Source organism: Pseudomonas frederiksbergensis (assembly GCF_000802155.2).
Classification (GTDB): Bacteria; Pseudomonadota; Gammaproteobacteria; order Pseudomonadales; family Pseudomonadaceae; genus Aquipseudomonas; species Aquipseudomonas frederiksbergensis_A.
The window spans coordinates 70,307-95,384 of the sequence record NZ_JQGJ02000017.1 but is presented as its reverse complement, the minus strand read 5'-3'; the positions used below and the strand labels follow the sequence as shown (position 1 = coordinate 95,384).

General features: G+C 61.7%; 25 protein-coding genes. 12 read left to right on the top strand and 13 right to left on the bottom strand.

The window, feature by feature from the left end:
• Positions 1-30 precede the first annotated feature (30 nt).
• The 4 genes from JZ00_RS23820 to JZ00_RS23805 are packed head-to-tail and all read left to right on the top strand — an operon-like array spanning position 31 to position 3,502.
• Positions 31-960 (top strand): metal ABC transporter substrate-binding protein, encoded by a 930-nt coding sequence (locus tag JZ00_RS23820; RefSeq protein WP_039593725.1) that lies wholly within the window; start codon positions 31-33, stop codon positions 958-960.
• Positions 957-1,709, top strand: coding sequence for a metal ABC transporter ATP-binding protein (locus JZ00_RS23815; RefSeq protein ID WP_039593724.1), 753 nt, complete (start codon positions 957-959; stop codon positions 1,707-1,709). Before JZ00_RS23820 ends, JZ00_RS23815 begins: the two co-directional genes overlap by 4 nt.
• Positions 1,709-2,608, top strand: a complete 900-nt coding sequence (locus JZ00_RS23810) for a metal ABC transporter permease (RefSeq protein ID WP_030137806.1) — start codon at positions 1,709-1,711, stop codon at positions 2,606-2,608. The genes JZ00_RS23815 and JZ00_RS23810 overlap by 1 nt, the downstream gene beginning before the upstream one ends.
• Positions 2,609-3,502 (top strand): metal ABC transporter solute-binding protein, Zn/Mn family, encoded by an 894-nt coding sequence (locus JZ00_RS23805; RefSeq protein ID WP_039593723.1) that lies wholly within the window; start codon positions 2,609-2,611, stop codon positions 3,500-3,502.
• A gap of 126 nt (positions 3,503-3,628) precedes the next feature.
• On the opposite strand, the gene prpF is transcribed toward JZ00_RS23805, so the two are convergent.
• The 5 genes from prpF to JZ00_RS23780 all read right to left on the bottom strand — a co-directional run bounded on the left by prpF (position 3,629) and on the right by JZ00_RS23780 (position 10,357).
• Entirely contained in the window at positions 3,629-4,822 is a 1,194-nt protein-coding gene (gene prpF / locus JZ00_RS23800; protein WP_039593722.1) for a 2-methylaconitate cis-trans isomerase PrpF, read from the bottom strand.
• Positions 4,823-4,873: 51 nt separating this feature from the next.
• A complete protein-coding gene (gene acnD, locus JZ00_RS23795) occupies positions 4,874-7,465 on the bottom strand; it encodes a Fe/S-dependent 2-methylisocitrate dehydratase AcnD (protein ID WP_039593721.1) in 2,592 nt (863 codons plus the stop codon).
• A 128-nt stretch (positions 7,466-7,593) separates the two neighbouring features.
• On the bottom strand, positions 7,594-8,721 hold the full coding sequence (prpC, locus tag JZ00_RS23790) for a bifunctional 2-methylcitrate synthase/citrate synthase (protein ID WP_039593720.1): 1,128 nt from the start codon (positions 8,719-8,721) through the stop codon (positions 7,594-7,596).
• A gap of 41 nt (positions 8,722-8,762) precedes the next feature.
• Entirely contained in the window at positions 8,763-9,647 is an 885-nt protein-coding gene (gene prpB / locus JZ00_RS23785) for a methylisocitrate lyase (protein WP_030137801.1), read from the bottom strand.
• A complete protein-coding gene (locus JZ00_RS23780; protein ID WP_039593719.1) occupies positions 9,644-10,357 on the bottom strand; it encodes a GntR family transcriptional regulator in 714 nt (237 codons plus the stop codon). The genes prpB and JZ00_RS23780 overlap by 4 nt, the downstream gene beginning before the upstream one ends.
• A 279-nt stretch (positions 10,358-10,636) precedes the next feature.
• On the opposite strand from JZ00_RS23780, the gene rloA reads away from it, so the two are divergent.
• The 4 genes from rloA to pabB all read left to right on the top strand — a co-directional run bounded on the left by rloA (position 10,637) and on the right by pabB (position 15,234).
• Entirely contained in the window at positions 10,637-11,173 is a 537-nt protein-coding gene (gene rloA / locus JZ00_RS23775) for a retropepsin-like aspartic peptidase RloA (protein ID WP_039593718.1), read from the top strand.
• A 5-nt stretch (positions 11,174-11,178) separates the two neighbouring features.
• Positions 11,179-12,711, top strand: a complete 1,533-nt coding sequence (rloB, locus tag JZ00_RS23770; protein WP_039593717.1) for an osmotic stress tolerance membrane protein RloB — start codon at positions 11,179-11,181, stop codon at positions 12,709-12,711.
• On the top strand, positions 12,711-13,697 hold the full coding sequence (locus tag JZ00_RS23765; RefSeq protein WP_039593716.1) for an alpha-L-glutamate ligase-like protein: 987 nt from the start codon (positions 12,711-12,713) through the stop codon (positions 13,695-13,697). Before rloB ends, JZ00_RS23765 begins: the two co-directional genes overlap by 1 nt.
• A 193-nt stretch (positions 13,698-13,890) precedes the next feature.
• A complete protein-coding gene (pabB, locus tag JZ00_RS23760; protein WP_039593715.1) occupies positions 13,891-15,234 on the top strand; it encodes an aminodeoxychorismate synthase component I in 1,344 nt (447 codons plus the stop codon).
• Positions 15,235-15,297: 63 nt separating this feature from the next.
• On the opposite strand, the gene thrH is transcribed toward pabB, so the two are convergent.
• Entirely contained in the window at positions 15,298-15,915 is a 618-nt protein-coding gene (thrH, locus tag JZ00_RS23755) for a bifunctional phosphoserine phosphatase/homoserine phosphotransferase ThrH (RefSeq protein WP_039593714.1), read from the bottom strand.
• A gap of 172 nt (positions 15,916-16,087) precedes the next feature.
• Here thrH and JZ00_RS23750 point away from each other — a divergent pair, with 172 nt between their 5' ends.
• Together JZ00_RS23750 and JZ00_RS23745 are read left to right on the top strand one after the other, a co-directional pair.
• Complete coding sequence (locus JZ00_RS23750; protein WP_039593713.1) at positions 16,088-16,831, top strand: phosphoadenylyl-sulfate reductase; 744 nt, start codon at positions 16,088-16,090, stop codon at positions 16,829-16,831.
• A 95-nt stretch (positions 16,832-16,926) separates the two neighbouring features.
• Complete coding sequence (locus JZ00_RS23745; protein ID WP_039593712.1) at positions 16,927-17,655, top strand: aspartate/glutamate racemase family protein; 729 nt, start codon at positions 16,927-16,929, stop codon at positions 17,653-17,655.
• A gap of 109 nt (positions 17,656-17,764) precedes the next feature.
• On the opposite strand, the gene JZ00_RS23740 is transcribed toward JZ00_RS23745, so the two are convergent.
• Complete coding sequence (locus JZ00_RS23740; protein WP_039593711.1) at positions 17,765-18,688, bottom strand: LysR family transcriptional regulator; 924 nt, start codon at positions 18,686-18,688, stop codon at positions 17,765-17,767.
• 127 nt (positions 18,689-18,815) lie between these two features.
• Between JZ00_RS23740 and JZ00_RS23735 the strand changes: the two genes are divergently transcribed.
• Positions 18,816-19,562 (top strand): 3-oxoacyl-ACP reductase family protein, encoded by a 747-nt coding sequence (locus JZ00_RS23735; protein WP_039593710.1) that lies wholly within the window; start codon positions 18,816-18,818, stop codon positions 19,560-19,562.
• A 39-nt stretch (positions 19,563-19,601) separates the two neighbouring features.
• On the opposite strand, the gene JZ00_RS23730 is transcribed toward JZ00_RS23735, so the two are convergent.
• Entirely contained in the window at positions 19,602-20,297 is a 696-nt protein-coding gene (locus JZ00_RS23730) for an HAD-IA family hydrolase (RefSeq protein ID WP_039593709.1), read from the bottom strand.
• A 125-nt stretch (positions 20,298-20,422) separates the two neighbouring features.
• On the opposite strand from JZ00_RS23730, the gene JZ00_RS31810 reads away from it, so the two are divergent.
• Positions 20,423-20,902, top strand: coding sequence for a hypothetical protein (locus JZ00_RS31810; RefSeq protein ID WP_160300878.1), 480 nt, complete (start codon positions 20,423-20,425; stop codon positions 20,900-20,902).
• Positions 20,903-20,964: 62 nt separating this feature from the next.
• Here JZ00_RS31810 and JZ00_RS23720 read toward each other — a convergent pair whose 3' ends face one another.
• From JZ00_RS23720 to JZ00_RS23705, 5 genes are all read right to left on the bottom strand, one after another.
• Positions 20,965-21,171 (bottom strand): hypothetical protein, encoded by a 207-nt coding sequence (locus JZ00_RS23720; protein ID WP_039593708.1) that lies wholly within the window; start codon positions 21,169-21,171, stop codon positions 20,965-20,967.
• 39 nt (positions 21,172-21,210) lie between these two features.
• Positions 21,211-21,384, bottom strand: coding sequence for a hypothetical protein (locus JZ00_RS31275; protein ID WP_196304790.1), 174 nt, complete (start codon positions 21,382-21,384; stop codon positions 21,211-21,213).
• Between the two features lie 119 nt (positions 21,385-21,503).
• The gene (locus JZ00_RS23715; RefSeq protein WP_039593707.1) at positions 21,504-21,914 is read right to left on the bottom strand and encodes a glycine zipper domain-containing protein; all 411 of its coding nucleotides are present in this window, start codon (positions 21,912-21,914) and stop codon (positions 21,504-21,506) included.
• Positions 21,915-22,229: 315 nt separating this feature from the next.
• Positions 22,230-22,481, bottom strand: a complete 252-nt coding sequence (locus JZ00_RS23710; RefSeq protein WP_230633476.1) for a hypothetical protein — start codon at positions 22,479-22,481, stop codon at positions 22,230-22,232.
• 89 nt (positions 22,482-22,570) lie between these two features.
• On the bottom strand, positions 22,571-24,760 hold the full coding sequence (locus tag JZ00_RS23705) for a response regulator (RefSeq protein WP_039593705.1): 2,190 nt from the start codon (positions 24,758-24,760) through the stop codon (positions 22,571-22,573).
• Between the last annotated feature and the right edge of the window lie 318 nt (positions 24,761-25,078).

The window sequence follows — 25,078 nt, the reverse complement described above, 5'->3', positions numbered from 1 at the left end:
GCCCCTCATTCAAGAGAAGACCGCTTGCCCATGTCTATCGCATCTCCACGTCGCCCATTCCTGCGCCTGCTGGTGATTGGCCTGCTGGCCTGCCTGCTCGCCCCGCTGGCCAGCGCCGAAGCGCCCAATCGCCTGCGCATCGGTATCACCTTGCACCCGTATTACAGCTACGTGGCCAACATCGTCGGCGACAAGGCCGAGGTCGTGCCGTTGATCCCGGCCGGGTTCAATCCTCACGCCTATGAACCTCGGGCCGAGGACATCAAGCGCATCAGCGGCCTGGATGTGATCGTGCTCAACGGCGTCGGCCACGACGATTTCGCCGACCGCATGATCGCCGCCAGCGAAACCCCGGACGTGAAGGTCATCGAAGCCAACGAAAACGTGCCCCTGCTGGCCGCCACCGGCACTGCCGCCCGGGGCGCGGGCAAAGTCGTCAACCCGCATACGTTCCTGTCCATCAGCGCGTCCATTGCCCAGGTCAACAACATCGCCCGGGAGCTGGGCAAGCTCGACCCGGACAACGCCAAGACCTATACACAAAACGCCCGCGCCTACGGCAAGCGCCTGCGGCAGATGCGCGCCGATGCCCTGGCCAAGCTGACCCAGGCGCCGAATGCCGAGCTGCGGGTCGCCACCGTACATGCCGCCTACGATTACCTGCTGCGCGAATTCGGCCTGGAAGTGACCGCCGTGGTCGAGCCGGCCCATGGCATCGAACCGAGTCCCAGCCAGCTGAAAAAAACCATCGACCAACTGCGTGAACTGGATGTGAAAGTGATCTTCTCGGAGATGGATTTTCCGTCCACCTACGTCGACACCATCCAGCGTGAATCGGGCGTAAAGCTGTACCCGCTTTCGCACATTTCCTACGGTGAATACAGCGCCGAGAAATACGAAAAGGAGATGACCGGCAACCTCGACACCGTGGTCCGGGCGATCCAGGAGTCCGGCGCATGACGGTGCAGGAAACCCTTATCCAGCAACAATCCGGCCCGTTGATCGAATTCGCCGACATCAGCCTTGAGCTGGGGCGCACCACGATCCTCGACCAAGTGTGTTTCCAGGTGAAACCCGGCAGCGTCCACGCCCTGGTAGGCCCTAACGGCGGCGGCAAGAGTTCGCTGATCAAGACCTTGCTCGGACAAATGCCACACCAGGGACGCCTGAGCTTGCAATGGCCGGGCGAACCCGGGGTGATCGGCTACGTGCCCCAGGCACTGGAATTCGACCGGGGCCTGCCGATGACGGTGGATGATTTCATGGCGGCGATGTGTCAGCGGCGACCGGCCTTCCTCGGCTTGAGCAAGCATTACGCCGGCGCCATCGGCCAGGCCCTGGAACAGGTCGGCATGCAGGACAAGCGCAAGCGGCGCATGGGCGCCCTGTCCGGGGGCGAGCGCCAGCGGGTATTGCTGGCCCAGGGCTTGATTCCTTCGCCGCAATTGCTGGTGCTCGACGAGCCGATGTCAGCCCTCGACGAGGCCGGCATCCGGGTGTTCGAACGGTTGTTGCAGGACTGGCGCCAGGCCGGGATTACCGTGCTGTGGATCGAACATGACCTGGAAGCCGTCGGACGCCTGGCCGATCGGGTCACCGGCCTGAATCGCCGGGTACTGTTCGACGGCCCGCCACGCCAGACCCTGACCCCGGAGCGGCTGCTGACGCTGTTTTCCACCCACCCACGCACGAACGGGAGCGCAGCCTGATGAGTTATGAAGCCTTTCGTTTGATGGTCCAGGGCTGGGCCTCGTCAGGATATTTGCCCGAGGCGCTGGCCTACGGGTTTGTGGTCAATGCGTTGTTGGCCGGGCTGTTGATCGGCCCGGTCCTGGGCGGCCTCGGCACGCTGGTGGTGGTCAAGCGCTTCGCATTTTTCTCCGAGGCGGTGGGCCATGCGGCGCTGACCGGCGTGGCGATTGGCATCCTGCTCGGCGAACCCTACACCGGGCCGTACGGCAGCCTGTTCGGCTACTGCCTGCTGTTCGGCATCCTGCTCAATTACCTGCGCAACCGCACCGGTCTCGCGCCCGACACCCTGATTGGCGTCTTCCTGTCGGTGTCCCTGGCACTGGGCGCGAGCTTGCTGTTGATCCTGGCGGGCAAGATCAACGTGCACATCCTGGAAAACGTATTGTTCGGCTCAGTGCTGACAGTCAACGGCAACGATCTGCTGGTGCTCGCGGTGGTCGGTTCGTTGGTGATGGCCCTGGCGTTGCCGCTGTACAACCGCATCATGCTCGCCAGCTTCAACCCGCAACTGGCGGCGGTGCGCGGGGTGGCGGTCAAGACCCTGGACTACCTGTTCGTAGTCCTGGTGACGTTGATCACCGTGGCGGCGGTGAAAGTCATCGGCGCCATCCTGGTGGGGGCGTTGCTGGTGATTCCGGCGGCGGCGGCGCGTCTGCTCAGCCAATCCTTGAAAGGTTTTTTCTGGTGTTCCGTGCTGATTGCCACGGTCAGCACCCTGTGCGGGATTCTCGCGCCGATTGTGTTCGACCTGCCTATCCCGTCCGGCGCCGCGATCATTCTGGTAGCCGGCATCGCCTTCGCCCTGAGCGCCATCGCCCGTGGCGTCGTCCCCAGCCTCAAAGGGAATCTTGGATAAATGGTTTTTTCATTGCGACAACTGACCCTGGCCGTCGCGTTGTGCGGCGTGGCCGTCACTTCATCATTCGCCGCTGAAAAGGTCCGTCTGCTGGCATCGTTGCCGGTCACCTACGGGTTGGGCGAGGCCTTGCTCAAGGGGACCGAGGTCAGCCTGGAGCGGGCGGCACCGGACAATCTGCCCGGCACCCGCCAGAGCGCCTACTTCAGTGGCCGTGGCGCGACGGCGCTGAACAAACTGGCCCGCGAGGCCGACGCTGTGATCGGCCTGCGCTCGTTATGGCCGGACGATCCGCTGTACCCCATGGCCCGACGCAGCAATATACGCATCGTCGAAGTCGACGCGGCCCGCCCCGTGGACGGCGCCCTGCCCGGTATCGCCGTGCAACCGGGCATGGCTGACGGTTTGGCGAGCCAGCCGTGGATGGCCAGTCATAACCTGGGGCGGATGGCCGACGTGATCGCCGCCGACCTGGTGCGCCTGGCCCCGGCGGACAAAACGAAAATCGACGCCAACCTGGCGGCCCTCAAGCAACGCCTGCTCAAACTCAGCGCCGACAGCGAAAAACGCCTCGCCAGCGCTGACAACCTGAGCGTGGTCAGCCTGAGCGAGCATTTCGGTTACTTGATCAGTGGATTGAATCTGGATGGCATCAGCACCGACACCCGCCCTGACACCGAGTGGAAGCCCGAAGCCCTCAAACAATTGACGACCACATTGAAAGACAACGATGTGGCGCTGGTGCTGCATCATCGCCAGCCCTCGGATGCGCTGAAGGCAGCCATCACCGAAGGCGGTAGCCAACTGCTGGTGCTGAACACCGATGGTGCCGACCCGGTCGCGGAGTTGGAGAATAATGTGGGGCTGGTTGTCACTGCACTGACCGGAGGCTGACAACAGGCCGCTGTGGGCGCGGACCTGCTCCGGGCGGCGATCCGACGAAGAGGCCAGCACATCCAACATCTGTGTTGGCCGATGCACTGCTTTCGCGAGCAAGCCCGTTCCCACAGGTTTTTCGACTCAGTTCAGAACATCACCTGGCACCCGCACAAATCCTTCCATCAACACCCTCGCGCTGCGGCTCATGATGGCTTTTTTCACGGTCCATTCGCCATTGACCACGCTGGCCTTGGCGCCGACGCGCAGGGTGCCGGAGGGGTGGCCGAAACGCACGGCGTTGCGCTCGATACCGCCCGCCGCCCGATTCACCAAAGTGCCGGAAATCGCCGCGGCGGTGCCGATGGCAACGGCGGCGGTGCCCATCATGGCGTGGTGCAGCTTGCCCATGGACAATGCCCGCACCAGCAAATCGACGTCGCCCGCCGCCACGGCTTTTCCGCTGGACGAGAGGTAATCCGCCGGCGGCGCGACAAACGCGACTTTCGGGGTGTGCTGGCGCTGGGCGGCTTCGTCCAAGTGCTTGATCAAGCCCATGCGCAAGGCGCCATGTGCGCGGATGGTTTCGAACATCGCCAACGCCTTGGGATCGCCATTGATAGCGCCCTGCAGTTCGGTGCCGGTGTAGCCCACATCGCGAGCATTGATGAAAATCGTAGGAATCCCGGCATTGATCAGCGTCGCCTTCAAAGTGCCAACACCGGGCACTTCCAAGTCATCCACCAAGTTGCCGGTGGGAAACATCGAGCCGCCACCGCCCTCTTCCTCGGCCGCCGGGTCCATGAACTCCAATTGCACTTCGGCCGCCGGAAAGGTCACGCCGTCGAGCTCGAAATCACCGGTTTCCTGCACCGCGCCGTCGGTGATCGGCACATGGGCGATGATGGTCTTGCCGATGTTGGCCTGCCAGATCCGCACCACGGCCACGCCGTTTTGCGGAATCCGGCCGGGCTCCACCAAGCCACTGCTGATGGCAAACGACCCCACCGCCGCCGACAGGTTTCCGCAATTGCCACTCCAGTCCACGAACGGCTTGTCGATGGAGACCTGGCCGAACAGGTAATCGACATCGTGGTCGGCCCGGGCGCTCTTGGACAAGATCACGGTCTTGCTGGTGCTGGACGTCGCGCCACCCATGCCATCGATCTGCTTCTCGTACGGGTCGGGGCTGCCGATCACTCGCAGCAACAGGGCATCCCGGGCCGGGCCAGGAACGCGGGCGACTTCGGGCAGGTCTTGCAGGCTGAAAAACACGCCTTTGCTGGTGCCGCCACGCATGTAGGTCGCGGGGATCTTGATTTGAGGCGAGTGAGCCATGCTCTAACTCCTGAAAAAACAGGTGGCCGGAACAGCGGCCACCCAAGCGATTTAAACGGCCACCGCCGACTCGAGGAAATCCTGGGCGAAGCGTTGCAGCACGCCCCCAGCTTCGTAGATCGACACTTCTTCAGCGGTATCGAGGCGGCAGGTCACAGGCACTTCGACGCGCTCGCCGTTCTTGCGAGTGATCACCAACGTCAACGTCGCCCGCGGGGTCCGTTCGCCGATCACGTCATAGATTTCGCTGCCGTCGATGTCCAGGGTCTTGCGATCGGTGCCGGGCTTGAACTCCAGCGGCAACACGCCCATCCCCACCAGGTTGGTGCGGTGGATACGCTCGAAGCCTTCGGCGACAATCGCCTCGACACCGGCCAGGCGCACACCCTTGGCTGCCCAGTCCCGCGACGATCCCTGACCGTAGTCGGCACCCGCGATGATGATCAGCGGCTGCTTGCGTTCCATGTAGGTCTCGATGGCTTCCCACATGCGCATCACCTTGCCCTCCGGCTCGACCCGCGCCAGGGAACCCTGCTTGACCTTACCGTCCTCAACGACCATTTCGTTGAACAGTTTCGGGTTGGCGAAGGTCGCCCGTTGTGCGGTCAGGTGGTCGCCACGGTGAGTCGCGTAGGAGTTGAAGTCCTCTTCCGGCAGGCCCATTTTCGCCAGGTATTCACCGGCGGCGCTGTCCAGCATGATGGCGTTGGACGGCGACAGGTGATCGGTGGTGATGTTGTCCGGCAGCACGGCCAGCGGGCGCATGCCCTTGAGCGGCCGCGCACCGGCCAGCGCGCCTTCCCAATACGGCGGACGACGGATGTAGGTGCTTTGCGGGCGCCAGTCGTACAGCGGCGTCACTTTCGGCCCGGTGTCTTCCTGGATGGCGAACATCGGGATGTACACCTGGCGGAACTGCTCCGGTTTCACCGAGGCCTTCACCACGGCGTCGATTTCTTCGTCGCTCGGCCAGATGTCCTTGAGGCGAATCTCGCGACCGTCCACCACGCCCAGCACATCCTTCTCAATGTCGAAGCGAATGGTCCCGGCGATGGCATACGCGACCACCAGCGGCGGCGACGCCAGGAACGCCTGCTTGGCGTACGGATGGATACGCCCGTCGAAGTTGCGGTTGCCCGACAACACTGCGGTGGCGTACAGGTCGCGGTCGATGATCTCCTGCTGGATGACTGGGTCCAGCGCGCCGGACATGCCGTTGCAGGTGGTGCAGGCGAACGCGACCACGCCGAAGCCCAGCTTCTCGAGTTCGGACGTCAGGCCGGCTTCATCCAGGTACAGCGCCACGGTTTTCGAACCCGGTGCGAGGGATGACTTGACCCACGGCTTGCGCGCCAGGCCCAGGCGATTGGCGTTGCGCGCCAGCAGGCCAGCGGCGATCACGTTGCGCGGGTTGCTGGTATTGGTGCAACTGGTGATCGCGGCGATGATCACTGCGCCGTCGGGCATCTGGCCTGGCACATCGTCCCACTGGCCGGAGATGCCTTTGGCCGCCAGATCCGACACCGCGACGCGGGCGTGCGGGTTGCTGGGACCTGCCATGTTGCGCACCACCGACGACAGGTCGAAGGTCAGGCCACGTTCGTATTGCGCGCCTTTAAGGCTGTCGGCCCACAAGCCCGTGGTCCTGGCGTAGTTCTCGACCAACTGCACCTGCTGGTCTTCGCGCCCCGTGAGTTTCAGGTAATCGATCGTCTGTTGATCGATATGGAACATGGCCGCCGTGGCGCCGTATTCCGGGGCCATGTTGGAGATGGTCGCACGGTCGCCCAAGGTCAGGGCACTGGCGCCTTCGCCGAAGAACTCCAGCCACGCCCCCACGACTTTCTGCTTGCGCAGGAACTCGGTCAGGGCCAGGACCATGTCCGTGGCCGTGATGCCCGGTTGCAGTTTGCCGGTCAGTTCGACGCCGACGATTTCCGGCAGGCGCATCCACGAGGCGCGACCGAGCATGACGCTTTCGGCTTCCAGGCCACCGACGCCAATGGCGATAACGCCCAAGGCATCGACATGGGGCGTGTGGCTGTCGGTGCCCACGCAAGTGTCCGGGAAGGCCACGCCGTCCCGCTGCTGGATCACCGGTGACATTTTTTCCAGGTTGATCTGATGCATGATCCCGTTGCCTGGCGGAATCACATCGACGTTCTTGAAGGCCTTCTTGGTCCAGTTGATGAAGTGAAAGCGGTCTTCATTGCGCCGGTCCTCGATAGCACGGTTCTTGGCGAAGGCCTGGGGATCGAAACCGGCGCTTTCCACCGCCAGCGAGTGGTCGACGATCAACTGAGTCGGCACCACCGGGTTGACCTGCGCCGGGTCACCGCCCTGCAAGGCGATGGCGTCGCGCAAGCCGGCGAGGTCGACCAGGGCGGTCTGGCCGAGGATGTCATGGCACACCACCCGCGCCGGGAACCATGGGAAGTCCAGGTCGCGCTTGCGCTCGATCAGTTGCAGCAGCGACTCGCGCAGCGTGGCCGGGTCGCAGCGCCGCACCAGGTTTTCCGCCAGCACGCGGGAGGTGTACGGCAGGCCGTCGTAGGCGCCGGGGCGAATGGCATCCACGGCCCCGCGAACGTCGAAATAATCCAGCGAAGTGCCGGGCAGCGGTTTGCGAAATTCTGTGTTCATCGTCAGGACTCGGGTCACGGTGGTTTCAGAAGGTGGCGCACCATTGAAACAAACACATTCCTTGCGGGAGCGAGCCTGCTCCCACAAGGGTCTTCGGTTATTTCAGTAGCAGCGCTAGAACCTCCAGCTCAGCGTTGTTCGATTGGCACGAACTTGCGCTGTTCGACGCCGGTGTATTCGGCGCTCGGTCGGATGATGCGGTTGTTGGCGCGTTGTTCGAACACGTGGGCGGCCCAGCCGGTCAGGCGCGAGCAGACGAAGATCGGCGTGAACAACTTGGTCGGGATGCCCATGAAGTGGTACGCCGAGGCATGGTAGAAATCGGCGTTGGGGAACAGTTTCTTCTGTTCCCACATGGTCTTGTCGATCGCCTCGGAGACCGGGAACAGCACTGTGTCGCCCACTTCCTCAGCGAGTTTTTTCGACCAGCCCTTGATCACCTCGTTGCGCGGATCGTTGTCCTTATAGATCGCATGGCCGAAGCCCATGATCTTGTCCTTGCGCGCCAGCATGCCGAGCGTGCCTTCGATGGCCTCCTGCGCAGAGCTGAAGCGCTCGATCATTTCCATCGCCGCCTCGTTGGCGCCGCCATGCAGCGGACCGCGCAGCGAGCCGATGGCCGCGGTGATGCAGGAGAACAGGTCCGACAGCGTGGAAGCGCAGACCCGGGCGGTGAACGTCGAGGCGTTGAACTCGTGCTCGGCGTAGAGGATCAGCGAGACATTCATCACCTTGACGTGCAGCTCGCTCGGCTTCTTGCCATGCAGCAAGTGCAGGAAGTGGGCGCCAATGGACGCTTCGTCGGTCACGCAATCGATGCGCTGGCCTTCATGGCTGAAGCGATACCAGTAGCACATGATCGCCGGGAACGCGGCCAGCAGGCGGTCGGTCTTGTCGTGTTGCTCTGAAAAATCCTGCTCGGGCTCCAGGTTACCCAGGAACGAGCAACCGGTGCGCATCACGTCCATCGGGTGGGCGTCGGCGGGAATGCGCTCCAGCACTTCTTTCAAGGCTTGGGGCAAATCGCGCAACTGACGCAGTTTACCGGTGTAGGCGTCCAGCTGGGCCTGGGTCGGCAGCTCGCCGTATAGAAGCAGGTAGGCCACTTCTTCAAATTGCGCGTCAGCCGCCAGGTCGCGGACGTCGTAGCCGCGATAGGTCAGGCCGGCGCCCGATTGGCCCACGGTGGACAATGCGGTTTGCCCGGCCACCTGACCACGGAGCCCGGCGCCACTGAGTACTTTTGCTTCGGCCATGTTGCTGTCTCCATTTTCTTGAATTTGTAGGGAGTCGCGCCTTACTTCTTCGCCGCGAATAACGCATCGAGCTTCTGCTCGAAGGTGTGGTAGTCGATGCGATCGTAAAGCTCCATGCGGGTCTGCATGGTGTCGATGACGTTCTGTTGCGTGCCGTCGCGGCGGATCGCGGTGTAGACGTTTTCGGCAGCCTTGTTCATGGCCCGGAACGCCGACAGCGGGTACAGCACGAGGGACACGTCGGCACCGGCCAGTTGTTCGGTGGTGTACAGCGGGGTCGCGCCGAATTCAGTGATGTTGGCCAGGATCGGCGCCTTCACGCGGCTGGCAAACAGTTTGTACATTTCAAGCTCGGTGATGGCCTCGGGGAAAATCATGTCGGCACCGGCCTCAATGCACGCGGCGGCGCGGTCCAGGGCCGATTCCAAGCCTTCCACCGCCAAGGCATCGGTACGGGCCATGATCACGAAGCTGTCATCGGTGCGGGCATCGACGGCGGCCTTGATGCGGTCGACCATTTCTTGCTGGGAGACGATTTCCTTGTTCGGACGATGGCCGCAACGCTTGGCGCCGACCTGGTCCTCGATATGAATCGCCGCCGCGCCGAACTTGATCATCGACTTGACCGTGCGCGCCACGTTGAACGCCGAGGAACCGAAACCGGTGTCCACGTCCACCAGCAGCGGCAGGTCGCACACATCGGTGATGCGGCGCACATCGGTCAGCACGTCGTCCAGACCGGTGATGCCCAGGTCCGGCACGCCGAGGGAGCCGGCCGCGACGCCGCCACCCGACAGGTAGATCGCCTTGAAACCGGCGCGCTTGGCCAGCAGCGCGTGGTTGGCGTTGATCGTGCCGACCACTTGCAGCGGATGCTCGCTGGCGACCGCATCGCGGAAACGCTGGCCTGGAGTGCTGTTGCTCATGACTCACCTCGTTCAGTGGCGGCGCTGTCCTGGAAATGACGCGCAATGTTGCGTTTGGACGCGCCGATGTGCCGGCGCATCAATAATTCAGCCAGTTCGCCGTCACGGTCGGCGATGGCATCGAGAATCCGGTGGTGCTCGGCAAAGGCCTGGCGCGGGCGGTTGGGCGTGGTGGAAAACTGGATGCGGTACATGCGCACCAGTTGGTACAGCTCGCCGCAGAGCATTTGCGTGAGGGTGCGATTGCCGCTGCCCTGGATAATCCGATAGTGGAAGTCGAAGTCGCCTTCCTGCTGGTAATAGCCGACACCGGCCTGGAACGCCGCATCACGTTCGTGGGTTTCCAGGACCTGGCGCAGCTCGTCGATTTCCTCGACGGTCATGCGCTCGGCCGCCAGGCGGCAGGCCATGCCTTCAAGGGATTCACGGATTTCGTAGAGTTCCAGCAGCTCGGCATGGCTCAGCGAGACCACTCGCGCTCCGACATGCGGGATGCGCACCAGCAGGCGCTGGCCTTCCAGGCGGTGAATCGCCTCCCGCAACGGCCCGCGGCTGATGCCGTAGGTACGTGCCAGCTCGGGCTCGGAGATCTTGCTGCCAGGGGCGATCTCGCCCTTGACGATGGCGGCCTGGATGCGCCGGAAGACGTTCTCGGACAGGGTTTCCGAGTCGTCCTGAGCCATCACCGGGGATTCGAGCTGATCGAGCATATTGTCGACACCTTTAAAATCAATACGCCGAAAACTAACCAAAATCCCCCTATGCGTCAAAACAAAAATCGATATTGTCGACAATCGTCTAATAAACGCCCCGGCGATAACCCGGCTGCATGAAGAGATGTAGCCTCCGGCCAGCGGTGGCGCCAGAAAACCACCGTGCTAGAATGCCGCCGCAATTGCCCCCTCTCCTATATAGAGAAGGCGACCTAGGAGCTTGTGCAGCAATGCCAGGGCCTGAACCGAAAAACGGAACGCTGCGCACCAGGATTTATGACACTCAAGCCCTTATCCGCTGCCTTTTGCTTCTTGTGCCTGCCGGGGCTCGCCGCGGCGGGCGAAAAAACCGTGTACGGCCTCAACGAATATGCGGCCCTGCAGGGCATTGACCTGGAGGTTGCCGCCAAGCTGGACACCGGTGCCAAGACGGCCTCGCTCAGCGCTCGGGACATCAAGCGCTTCAAGCGCAATGGCGAATCCTGGGTGCGTTTCTACTTGGCCATCGACGCGGCCCATTCGCACCCCATCGAACGCCCGCTGGCCCGTGTCAGCAAGATCAAGCGTCGCGCCGGTGACTACGACCCGGAAGAAGGCAAGAAATACACGGCCCGGCCGGTCATCGAACTGGACATCTGCATGGGCTCGGCCCTGCGAAGCATCGAAGTGAACCTGACCGACCGCAGCGCCTTCCAATACCCGTTGCTGATCGGCTCCGAGGCGCTCAAGCGTTTCGACGCGCTGGTCGACCCCAGTCTCAAATACGCTGCCGGCAAACCCGCCTGCGCCAATGCCGCTCATACCGCAGAGTAATTCCAATGCGCTCCCTTACCCTCCATTTGAAAATGCTGATCGCCATCCTGGTGGTGCTGGGCCTGTCGGTGACGGCCTATCAGATTTTCGTGCTCGGCATTCCGGTGACCGAAGACGCCACCGACGACCTGTGGAATATCGATGCCAAGGTCGAATTCGTGCCCAACGCCAAGGATCCGGTGAAGATCCAGATGTTCGTGCCGCCGTTGAGCCGCGACTACGTGAGCCTCAACGAGAGTTTCATTTCCAATAATTACGGTGTTGCGGTGAACCGGGTCGACGGCAATCGGAAGGTGACGTGGTCGGCCCGCCGCGCCAAAGGCAACCAGACCCTTTATTACCGCCTGGTGCTGACCAAGCGCTACAGCGCCGAGAAAACCAAGGTCAAGGGCCCGACCTTCCGCGACAGCATCGCCGTCGAAGGTCCGGAAAAACTGGCCGCCGAAGCCCTGCTCGCGCCGATCCGCCAGCACTCGGCCGACGTCGAGACCTTCATCAGCGAAGCGATCAAGCGGGTGAACAACCTCAACGACGACAACGTCAAGCTGTTGCTGGCCGGCGATCCGTCGTCCAGCAACAAGGCAAGGATCGTCGAATTGGTGCTGTCCATCGCCCATGTGCCGGTGGAAAAGGTCCACACCATCCGCCTGGTGGCCGACCAGCCGCAGACACCCGAGTTGTGGCTGCGCAGCTTCAACGGCACCGATTGGCTGTATTTCAACCCGGATACCGGCGAGCAAGGCCTGCCGACCGACCGCCTGCTGTGGTGGACCGGCGATGAAAACCTGATCACTGTCGATGGCGGCAAGAAAGCCACCGTGACCTTCAGCATGAACAACAGCGAAATGAACGCCATTCGCCTGGCCAAGCTGACGGACGAGAACACCGACGCCAATTTCCTCGAATATTCGCTCTACGGCCTGCCGCTGCAGACCCAGCAAACCTTCATGATCATGGTGATGATCCCGATCGGCGTATTGGTGATCCTGGTGCTGCGCAACCTGATCGGGCTGCAGACCCTCGGCACTTTCACCCCGGTACTGATCGCCCTGGCCTTCCGCGAGACCCAACTGGGCTTCGGCATCATCCTGTTTACGGTGATTACCACGTTGGGCCTGTCGCTGCGCTCCTACCTGGAGCACCTCAAGCTGCAAATGCTGCCGAGGCTGTCGGTGGTGCTGACGTTCGTGGTGGTGCTGATCGCCGCCATCAGCCTGTTCAGCCACAAGCTGGGCCTGGAGCGTGGCTTGTCCGTGGCGCTGTTCCCGATGGTGATCCTGACCATGACCATCGAACGCCTGTCCATCACCTGGGAAGAACGTGGCGCCGGCCACGCGATGAAAGTCGCCATCGGCACCTTGTTCGCCGCGTCCCTGGCGCACCTGATCATGAGCGTGCCGGAACTGGTTTATTTCGTATTCACCTTCCCGGCAATCCTGCTGATCCTGGTGGGCTTCATGCTGGCCATGGGTCGTTATCGCGGCTATCGCCTGACCGAGTTGGTACGGTTCAAGGCCTTCGTCAAGGCTGACTCCTGATGTTCGGCCTCTGGAAGACCTGGAAGGCCCTGGAAGCCCGGGGCATCATGGGCATCAACCGGCGTAATGCCGACTACGTGCTCAAGTACAACAAGCGCAGCCTGTACCCCATCGTCGATGACAAGATCATCACCAAGGAACGGGCCATCGCCGCCGGCATCCACGTGCCGGAGCTGTACGGGGTGATCTCCACCGAGAAGGAAATCGACAAGCTCGACGAGATCATCGGCGGGCGCACCGACTTCGTGATCAAGCCGGCCCAGGGCGCTGGCGGCGACGGCATCATCGTCATCGCCGACCGCTTCGAAGGCCGCTACCGCACCGTGTCCGGCAAGATCATCAGCCATGAGGAAATCGAGCACCATGTGTCGAGCATCCTCACCGGCCTGTATTCGTTAGGCGGGCACCGTGACCGGGCGCTGATCGAGTACCGCGTGACGCCGGACCAGATCTTCAAGAGCATCAGCTACGAAGGCGTGCCGGACATTCGCATCATCGTGCTGATGGGCTACCCGGTGATGGCCATGCTGCGCTTGCCGACCCGTCAGTCCGGCGGCAAGGCCAACCTGCACCAGGGCGCCATCGGAGTGGGCGTCGACCTCGCCACCGGCCTGACCCTGCGCGGCACCTGGCTGAACAACATCATCACCAAGCACCCCGACACCACCAACGCGGTGGACGGCGTGCAACTGCCCTATTGGGACGGCTTCATGAAACTGGCCGCCGGTTGCTATGAGTTGTGCGGACTGGGCTACATCGGCGTCGACATGGTGCTGGATCAAGAAAAAGGCCCGTTGATCCTGGAGCTGAACGCCCGGCCGGGGCTGAACATCCAGATTGCCAACGACTGCGGCCTGACCCTGCGCACCCACGCCGTGGAAGCACGCCTGGAAGAACTCAAGGCCCGCGGCGTTATCGAAACCGTGGAGGAGCGTGTGGCATTTGCCCAGGAACTGTTTGGGCATATTCCACCTGTCGAGGGGTGATCTCGTTCCCGATGACTTGGAACATGGCGGACCTTGTGGCGAGGGGATTTATCCCCTCCTCACAGTTAAAAAGACCTCGCCAGAAATAGTTTTGATTGCCACAGACGTGCTCATCTCCGACATCCCCCTAGGAGCAAATCCTACAGGGGATTACAATCGCTCCCCCCGCCTGAACGGCTGACCCACCCCGCCCATGCCAACCTGCTCCGTACACCCGCTGCCCTACCGCACCAACCCCGCCGAGTATTTCGCGGCAATCCGTCATGCCCCCGGCAGCGTGTTGCTCGACAGTGGCCGGCCAAGTGCCGAACGTGGGCGTTACGACCTGCTCAGCGCCTGGCCGCTGGAACAACTGACGGTGTTGCCGGACGAGAGTGGCAGCGCTTTCCTGCAACGGCTTCGCATGCATCTGACGCAGTTGGGCCACGCGCAACTGCCTACGACAATGCAATTGCCCTTCGCCGGCGGCCTGATCGGCTACTTGAGCTACGACTTTGGCCGACACCTGGAAGCGTTGCCGTCCTACGCCACGGACGACCTGCAATTGCCCGACGCACGTTTTGGCGTGTACGACTGGGCGCTGGTCAGCGACCATCAGGCGGGCACCAGCCAACTGGTGTTTCACCCACATTGTGGCGAAGGCGAACGCCAGCGCCTGATCGCGCTGTTCAGCCAGCCAACCCCGGCGCCCATTTCCCGGTTCAATCTTGAAGGACCGATGACGCCGGACCTCAGCGCCGAAGCCTATCGACAGGCATTCGAACGCATCCAGGCATACATCCAGGCCGGCGACTGTTATCAGGTCAACTTTGCCCAGCGCTTCCGCGCCCAATGCCAGGGTGATGCCTGGGCCGCTTATCAAGCGCTGCGGGCGGCGTGCCCGACGCCGTTTTCCGGCTTCCAGAGCCTGTCGGAGGGTGACGCGATACTGAGCCTGTCCCCGGAGCGCTTCGTCAAGGTCAGCGAAGGCCACGTCGAAACCCGGCCGATCAAGGGCACCCGCCCCCGTGGCACAACGCCCGAGGAAGACGCGGCCCACGCCACCGAGCTGCTGGCGAGCCCCAAGGACCGCGCGGAAAACCTGATGATCGTCGACCTGTTGCGCAACGATCTGGGCCGCACCTGCCGCATCGGCTCGGTGCGCGTGCCAGAGTTGTTCAGCCTGGAAAGCTACCCCAATGTGCATCACCTGGTCAGCAGCGTGACCGGTGAACTGGCCGACGATAAAGACGCTTTGGACTTGATAGCGGGCAGCTTCCCCGGCGGCTCGATCACCGGCGCGCCGAAAATCCGCGCGATGCAAATCATCGACGAACTCGAACCGACCCGACGCGGACTGTACTGCGGCTCGTTGCTGTACCTGGACGTGCGCGGGGAGATGGACAGCTCCATCGCCATTCGCAGTCTGCTGGTCAAGGATGGGCAGGTATGTTGCTGGGGCGGCGGCGGGATTGTCGCGGATTCGGATTGGCAGGCGGAGTATCAGGAGTCGATGACCAAGGTTCGGGTGTTGCTCGACACCTTGCAAGATCTTTAATACATCCTGAACAACACATAGCACTGCAGGAGCGAGCTTGCCCGCTCCCACGGGAAGTTGCGTTTATAGGCTCAAGGAACGGTTCGAGGCCTTGATGAACTCCTGCTTCAGCTCGGCAAACGTGTGCACCGCCGGGAATTGCGGAAACTCGCGGATCACGTTTTCAGGCGCATGGAACAGAATCCCGGCGTCGGCTTCGCCCAGCATCGTGGTGTCATTGTAGGAATCCCCCGCCGCAATCACCCGGTAATACAGGCTCTTGAAGGCCAGGACCGACTGACGCTTCGGATCTTTCTGACGCAACTGGTAGCCGGTCACCCGCCCGCCTTCATCGGTAATCAAGCGATGACAAAGCAGTGTCGGGAAGCCCAACTGACGCATCAGCGGTTGGGAGAACTCATAAAAGGTGTCGGAAAGAATTACCACCTGGAACCGCTCGCGCAGCCAATCGACAAATTCGGCAGCGCCATCCAGCGGCTTGAGGGTGGCGATGACTTCCTGGATATCAGAAAGCTTGAGGCCATGCTCGTCGAGGATGCGCAGCCGTTGCTTCATCAGCACGTCATAGTCGGGGATGTCCCGAGTGGTCGCCCTGAGGGAATCAATCCCGGTTTTTTCAGCGAAGGCGATCCAGATCTCCGGGACCAGCACACCTTCCAGGTCGAGACAGGCAATTTCCACAAGACACTCCCATTTTTCTGATGTTTATCGGTTGGCGAATAAAAGGCTTGCCGACTCTAGCCATTCGTCGAAGTACGCGCAACGCACAGGGACGCGCCAGCCCCGGCTGCTTTTGTTAACATCAGCCCCATATAGAGCGCCCAGCGCCACCGACCTGTAGGAAGCCGCCCTGATGAGCCCATCGTTTGACGTCGTGGAACTCGCCACGACCTATGCCAACAAGTCCCCCCAGGACATCCTCAAGCTGGCCTTCGCCGAATTCGGCGATGATCTGTGGATATCCTTCAGCGGCGCCGAAGACGTGGTGCTGGTAGACATGGCCTGGAAGCTGAACAAGAACGTCAAGGTGTTCAGCCTCGACACCGGCCGCCTGCACCCGGAAACCTATCGGTTCATCGACCAGGTGCGCGAACACTACAAGATCGACATCGAATTGATCTCGCCCGACCATACGAAACTGGACCCTTTCGTGAAGGAAAAAGGCCTGTTCAGCTTCTACAAGGACGGCCACGGCGAGTGCTGCGGCATCCGCAAGATCGAGCCATTGCGACGCAAGCTGACTGACGTTCGTGCCTGGGCCACCGGGCAGCGCCGCGACCAGAGCCCGGGTACCCGTAGCCAGGTGGCGGTATTGGAAATCGACACGGCGTTCTCGACGCCGGAGCGCACACTGTACAAATTCAACCCTCTGTCACAGATGACCAGCGAAGAAGTCTGGGGTTATATCCGCATGCTTGAGCTGCCTTATAACAGCTTGCATGAGCGCGGCTTCATCAGCATCGGCTGCGAACCGTGCACCCGCCCGGTCCTGCCGAACCAACATGAGCGCGAAGGCCGCTGGTGGTGGGAAGAAGCTACGCAGAAAGAATGCGGGCTGCATGCCGGCAACATCATCGCCAAATCCAAGACTGTTTGATCGCTCCCGGGTTATAGCGGTTCGTTACGCAGCGCGACGTCCACTACGGGGACGTCAGCACCGAATCCTTGTTGAAGCTACCGAAAGGACTCTTCATGCGAATTCTCATCGTCAACGTCAATACCACCGAATCCATCACCCAGGCCATTGCTCGACAGGCCCAAGCCGTCGCCGCGCCGGGCACCGAGATCATCGGGCTCACGCCACATTTCGGTGCCGATTCCATCGAAGGCAATTTCGAGAGCTACCTGGCAGCCATTGCCGTGATGGATCGGGTAATGTCCTACGATCAGCCGTTCGATGCGGTGATCCAGGCGGGTTACGGCGAGCATGGGCGCGAAGGCTTGCAGGAATTGCTCGACGTGCCGGTGGTGGACATCACTGACGCTGGCGCCAGCACCGCGATGTTCCTGGGCCATGCCTACTCGGTGGTCACGACGCTGGATCGCACCGTGCCGCTGATCGAAGACCGTCTCAAACTCTCCGGCCTGTTCGACCGTTGCGCCTCGGTTCGGGCCAGCGGCCTGGCGGTATTGGAGCTTGAGCAGGACCCGCAACGGGCGGTTGAAGCCATCGTGCAGCAAGCCGAACTGGCGGTCAGGCAGGAAAAAGCGGAAGTGATCTGCCTGGGTTGCGGCGGCATGGCCGGGCTCGATGAGCAGATCCACCAGCGCACCGGCGTACCGGTGGTCGATGGTGTAACGGCCGCGGTGACGATTGCCGAATCGCTGGTTCGGCTGGGGCTGTCCACCTCGAAAGTGCGTACCTATGCGACGCCTCGGCCGAAGAACATCGTGGGCTGGCCGGGGCGGTTCGGGCGGTGAGTTTCCAGCGCTAGACCGCATCGCACCCTTCGCGCGCAGGCTCTCCGCCAAAGGTTTCGCGGCGAGCATATTTTATGCGGCCGCTGAAATCCTCCGATGGGAGCCTGGCTCAAACGGCACTGAACCGCTCGGCCAACCCCTGCTCGGCAAACTGTTCGATGATGAAATCCACAAAGGCCCGGGTCTTGCCTGGCAGCAATTTGTGCTCGGCGTAATAGATCGAAATGTTACCGTCATCAACGTACCAGTCCGGCAATACCCGTTGCACTGCGCCGCTCTGCAGAAAGGGAACGGCGATCGGCATACTGACCAGACCGATGCCCAACCCCTGCGCTGCGGCGGCACAATCGGCCTCGGAGTCACTCATGGTCATGCCTGGTTTAAGCATGAGCGGGCTCTGCTGGTGGTGGCAGCTGGTCAATTGCCATGAGCGGACACGCCCGGTTTGTGGCGAGCGAATCAAGATGCCCCGATGTTGCGCCAGATCCTCAGGCTCGACTATCCCGGGATGTTTCTTCAAGTAGTCCTCGGACGCAACCAGCACCCGGTGGGCCACGGCGAGTTTTCGTGCGACGACGCCTTGAGGCAGTTCAAAACCGCCACCGATGGCCGCATCGAAGCCTTGGCCGATCAGGTCTACCTGGCGGTTATCGAAATGCCAGTCCGGGCTGATGGCCGGATACCGCCGCAGGAATTCCCCTAACAACGGCACCACGTACAACCGCCCAAACGCCGTGCCCATGCTCACCTTCAGGGTGCCGGCAGGCTGGCCACCGGCGCTGGCGAGGTTGGCGACGGCGTTCTGGATCGTAGCGAAGCTGCTGCCCACTTCCCGCAGGAAAAGCTGGCCGGCCTCCGTCAACGCCAGGCTGCGAGTGCTGCGCTGGAACAGCCGCACCCCCAAGCGCGCTTCCAGCTTTGCCACGCTTTTGCCGACTGCCGCGGGCGTCAGGCTCAAGCGACGCGCAGCCTCGGCAAAGCTGCCAACTTCGGCGCTGCGAACAAAACATTCGATACTGCTGAAACTCTCCATGGCGCCCACTATAAACTTTTGGTTTACACAGACTATAACAATATAGGTCTACACAGCGGGTCACCCAGTCTCGATACTCGCCCCACCACCGTGGCATCTCGCCCTGGCACCTTTGGAGAACATCAACATGAGCACCCAAGCACTGAGTGGAAAAGTCGCATTGATCCAAGGCGGTTCCCGCGGCATCGGCGCCGCTATCGTCAAGCGCCTGGCGGCGGAAGGTGCGGCAGTAGCCTTCACCTACGTCAGCTCCGCCGCCAAGTCCGAAGCATTGCAAGACAGCATCACCGCAACCGGCGGCAAAGCCCTGGCGATCAAGGCCGACAGCGCCGACGCCGAGGCCATCCGCAACGCAGTATCGGCCACAGTCGAAGCCTTCGGCCGGCTGGATATCCTGGTGAACAATGCAGGCGTGCTGGCGATGGCGCCGCTGGACGAGTTCAAGCTGGAAGATTTCGACCAGACCCTGGCCATCAACGTGCGCAGCGTATTCGTCGCCACCCAGGCCGCTGCGCGACACATGAGCGAAGGTGGACGCGTCATCAACATCGGCAGCACCAACGCCGATCGCATGCCTTTCACCGGCGGCGCCACGTATGCCATGAGCAAGTCCGCGCTGGTGGGCCTGACCAAAGGCCTGGCGCGGGACCTCGGCCCACGGGGAATCACCGTCAACAATGTGCAACCCGGCCCGGTGGACACCGACATGAACCCGGCCGATGGTGACTTCGCCTCCAGCCTGATAGACCTGATGGCAGTGGGTCGCTATGGCACGGTAGAGGAAATCGCCAGCTTCGTTGCCTACCTCGCGGGCCCGGAAGCCGCCTACATCACCGGGGCCAGCCTGACCATCGACGGTGGTTTCGGCGCCTGATCCAAGCCAAACCGCAGGGGTGCCCAGCAGCCCTTTGCCTCAAGCCCACTCCAGTTCCGGCAACCCACACAGGCTTGGCTGGAACAGCTTGAGCGAACGGATGATCGCGTCGGCGTGGGCGTACTTTTCATCAGCCATGGCCGAGTCCGGGATAGCGATGGCAGTCATGCCCGCCGCTTTCGCCGCCGTGACGCCGAACGGCGAGTCCTCGAACACCAGGCAATCGCGAGGCTCGACGCCCAGGCGTCGGGCCGCAGTGAGGAAGATATCCGGCGCCGGCTTGGCCGCACCGACTTCCGGGTCATCTGCCGTCACGATAAAGTCGAACAACGCGAACCAATCCCGATGCAGGGTGGTTTTCAGCTCGAACGACTGGCGCGCCGAACTCGTCCCCACCGCAATCGGAACGTCGTGAGCCTTGAGATGCCGCACCAGTTCTTCGGCCCCAGGCATTCCCAGGGCATGGGGAAAACGCTCGCGCATCAAGGGTTCGCGAATGATCAGGAATTCTTGCGGGGTGATCGGCAATTCCAGCGCCTGGACGACGTAATTGGCCAGGTCCGTGGCGCCGCGCCCGATGATGTTCTGCTTGACGCTCCAGTCGAACGTGCGCCCGTAGCGCTCGGCGATGATGGAGGTGACCTCGGTATAGATGCCTTCGGTGTCCAGCAGCAAGCCATCCATGTCGAAAATCACGGCCTTGATCGGGCCAAACTTTTTCAGCGGTGCATTCATTGCATCTGATCCGTTATCAACACAACATTCCAGGGATGGCTCAGGTGCGCCCGGCGCAGCGTGTTCGCCTTAAAGGATTCAGCAGAATAGCGAGGCGCGCTCGGTGCAGGCAATGGGAAATTTTCGTGACGATGGCGAGGGGGTGGCTGCTGCAAGCCCCCTCGCCACCCTTAGGTTGGATGATCAGCAGTCGGTTGGTGCATCAACCGCCGGAACTCCCTGAACCGGAGCCCGATCCGCCGCCGCTTGAGCTGCCACTTGCGCTTCCGCTGCCGCCGCTGCTACCGGTTCCATTGCCTGTGCCGGAACCGCCCCCCATCGTGCTGCCACCGCTGGTGGAACCACTGCCGGTTCCCGGACTGGTGCTGCTGCCGCTGGCATCACCGCCGTTGCCTCCTCCCACGGAGCCGGGTGGCAAGGCGTTGCCGGTAGTCTCGGTGGTGGATCCGGCGTCCATCTGGGTCGAGGGTGGCATGCCTCCCTTGTCCACGGGCGCGTTATCCGAAGACTGGGCAAAAGCTGCCATTGAACTGGCGGAAAGGACGCCAGCGAGTGCCACGGCCGTCAGGTTTACCTTCATCATGGTCAATCTCCTTTTCAGATGATTACCTGATGTCTGGCAACCCTGGCGCGCCGATGGTGCCGCAAAATCGACGGGCGGAAGTGATCAGCTGGGCTTGCCCGAAGCATCGTCACCGGCGATATCCGGATCTTCCGGAGCCGCCTCGACGTCCTGGTCGTCGATTGGAACCTGCTCGACGCCGCTGTCCTCGTCATCAGGTGGCCGCTGATTGCGGCCCAGCGGGTCGGTGGGTGAGCCCAATGGATACTCCGGCGTTTCATCGTCTTCGGGAATGGGCGTGTCGGCAGTCATTTCAACCTCCTGGTGGCGCAGTTATCGGAGCAAGACGACTCAGTCGTAGGATTCGTCCTCAAGCTCGGCATCTTCATCCTCGATCAAGGGAACCTGGGCATCATCCATCAGGGAACCGGGATCTTCGTTGCCCGGATCGTTGACGCCCGGATCATTGATGAAGGGAACACCCGACGGGCCTTTTTCTTCCTTGCCTTCGGTTTCCGGCGTCATGGCAGACCTCACAATCGCAAGTGAATGTATGAATTCGAGGCGATGGGAACGCAAACGTTCCGGCCAAATGCCAATAAGCAAAAACCGGCACTAGGCCGGTTTTTTTAATGCGTGCTCACTCAGCGATGCTTTTTCTTGTGCTTGTGCTTCTTGCCGCCCGAATGGCCATCATTGTCGTTGGAAAGATTGCTGCCCAACGCACCGCCGGCAGCCCCGCCGATACCCGCGCCGATGGTGGATCCTGTCGATCCGCCCAAACGGTTGCCGACGATCGAACCGCCCGCCGAACCCAGGCCACCACCGATGGCTGCTTCCGTACGGCTGCCCTTGCGAGCCCCCACCGCACTGCCGGCCGCACCGCCGACACCCGCGCCAATCGCGGCGCCCGTGCTGCCGCCCATCTGCTGGCCGACCACATTACCCAATACACCGCCGAGACCACCGCCGACCGCAGCAGTACCGTCGCCAGCGGCCATCGCGCCCTGAGCGAGCACAAGCCCAAGCACCAAGGTGGACAAAGTCAAACGCATGATAAAAACCTCAAGAATGCCGCATCGGGGAAAAAGGGCCGGCGCGCGCGGGCGCGAGTGTACGCCAAACCGCAACAGCCATGACGGTTGGACCACAAACAGGAAGGTAGTTTTATGACAGGCAAAAAAAAGCCCGCTGGGGAAACGGGCAGGTACTGCTTTCTAACGGATGAGCTCAGACTACGCGGTCGAGTGTGAAAGAAACGTGAAAGCAATTGTCTGTAGGAAAAAAATAAAAAACACTTAGGAAACATCCTAATTTTACAAACCGACGTGCAAAAAAAGCCCCATTCGGTGACGGGGCTGCGCTGACGATTATTTCCTGATGGGTATACGGGGCAGGAACTTGGCTTTTTCCCCTCGCTGCACCTTGGGTACTTTCGTCCTGATGGACTTGATGGGCTCGTCGCCAAAATCTGATCGATAAGCCGCCTGACCACACTGTAAACCTTCGTTGACCGGATACGCGGCGCCATTTTCCTCGCTGTATGGTGCTCCCATCGCATTTCCCCTTTCGACGAGGCCGATACCGGCAACAACCGATTGCCTGGAAATATCGACCTTCACGCCAATGAGACTAGCCGGTCATCAACAGACTGCATATCCACAACAACCCAGGCTGACGAACGGAACCCACTGTTTCAAAAAAGAAACACCTAATCCGCACCCAGTATGGTCCGGCTCAGCACCCTGGAAACCTGGTCCGCGGAATACGGTTTGGACAAGAACTCGAAACCCTCATGACCGCTGCGGGCCAACTCCTCGCTATAGCCAGAGGTCAGCACCACCGGCAGGTCCGGGCGACGCTTGCGCAATTCCCTCGCCAGGGAAATACCGCTGATGCCTGGCATCACGACGTCGGAAAAGACGGCGTCGAACCGCGCCGCATCCGGGCCAATCATTTCCAGCGCCTGCTCGGCATTGGTCGCCCACTCCGTTTCGTACCCAAGGTCTTGCAGGATCTGATTGGCAAAACGCCCCACTTCCAGATTGTCCTCCACCACCAATACCCGACGCCGGCCTTTTTCCAGGACCAGATGCGTGGTTTCCTCCCGTCCGGGCGCCTGTACTTCCTCAGGCTCGACTTCCGGAAGATACAGCGTGAATACCGTGCCCTTCCCGACGACGGTCGACACATCGACGTTGCCTCCCGACTGCTTGGCAAAACCAAAGACCTGTGACAACCCCAGCCCTGTTCCTTTACCCACCTCCTTGGTGGTGAAGAACGGCTCGAAGATGTGCTCGAGTATGTCCGGCGTGATCCCCGTGCCGGTGTCCTCAAGAGCGATCGCGGCAAAGGCTTGCCCCGCCCCGGCATGGCCCCGGATCGGCGGCATGCTGTGACCGCAATCGAGCCTCAAACACAGCGTTCCCTGACCGTTCATGGCATCCCGGGCGTTCAAGGCCATGTTGATCAGCGCCGTTTCGAACTGGCTCAGGTCTGCGCGGATGTAGCAAGGCCGGTCACACAACTGGACCTTGACGTGGATGCGAGCCCCGGTCACGGTTTCGAGCATGTCCCCCAGGCTCTGCACTTGCTTGCCCACGTCGATGATTTCCGGCTTCAACGGTTGGCGCCGCGCAAACGCGAGCAACTGGCTGGTCAGCTTCGAAGCCCGCTCCACCGTCTCGGAAACGGCTGTCATGTAGCGCTGCCGCCGCTCATCGGACAGGTTGGGCATGCGCAGGAAGTCGACCGAAGAACGGATGATGGTCAACAGATTGTTGAAATCATGGGCCACGCCACCGGTGAGCTGGCCGATGGCTTCGAGCTTTTGCGACTGGCGAAGCGCCGCTTCAGTCTGTTTCAGTCGCGTGGTGCGCTCCTCGACTCGCTCCTCCAGAGTCGCGTTCAGCTCGGCCAGGGCCGCCAGGCCTTCACGCACCGCGACGTCCGCACGAGCACGCTCGATGTGAGCCCAGCATCGCTCGGTGACCTCCAGCAGCAACGTCAGGTCGTTCGGTGACCAGATCCTGGGCGTTTTGTCGTGGATCGCCATCAGGGCGGTCAAACGACCGTCCTTGATCAGCGGCACGCAAATAGTGGCCGCGATTCCTATCGACTGGAACGCTGCCGCTTCCTCTGGCGCCAGCTCCGCCAGGTTGTCGTTGATCACCAATGGCTTGCCGGCGCGCAGGTTGGTAACCGCCAACCGGCCGAAATCCGCCAGACGGTAATGCCCTTTGATGCTCGGCGAACCAGCTCTCGCCCAATCACCACGGATCGTAAAACCGTTCTCGTCCTCATCCATATCCGCATAGGCGCAGTTGGACAGGTTGAGGTGCGCCGCGAGGATGCGCGCGGTGGTCGCCATGATGACTTGCGGATCCGTGGCATTCGCCACGGCGCTGCCAATCGCATCAAGCACCGCCAGCCGTTGAGTCATGAGTACCGTGGAAGTCGTCTCGGTAACCGTGTCCAGCATGCCCACGACCTTGCCGAACTGATCGCGGATGGGGCTGTAGCAGAACGTGAAATAGGCTTGCTCGGGGCCGTCGCCGCGCTCGATGACCAGCGGGAAGTTCTCGATATAGGTCGCTTGCCCATTGAACGCCGCTTCCACGATCGGTCCGATATCGCTCCAGGCTTCTTGCCAGACCTCGTTGAACGGCCGCCCCAGCGCCTCGGGCTTGCTGCCAAGAATGGGCGCAAACGCGTCGTTGTATAGCGTGATCAAGTCCGGTCCCCACACAATTGCCTGGGGAAAGTGCGAGGCCAAGCTCAGCGCCGCTGTCGTCTTCAGCACATCGGGCCACTGCTCAGGCAACCCCAGCGGCGTGCCTTCCCAGTCATGGCTTCGCACCCGTTCAGCCATTTCTCCATAGCTCTGGAGCCAATCTGTCATGCGTTCGATCCTTCTCAGCCGCCAAAAAAACCATGGAGGGGGAGCGCTTGTGACCTCAAGCAAACGCGTATTATCCAGAGCTTAGTGGGAAATCGCGATTGGATTGTGGGAAGTGTCGGGCTGCAAATGGACAGCAATTGGGGAAAATGGGCGGAAGGATTACGGCAGTTTCCTACATGTCTTTGGGAATAGCCCTGACGCAGGCGAGGGTCATGCCGAATCGTGGCGGGGGCTTGCTCCCGCCGGGCTGCATAGCAGCCCCCATTTTGTGAGCGCTCCGCACTGGAGCGCCAGCCCGGTCAAGCGGGAGCAAGCTCC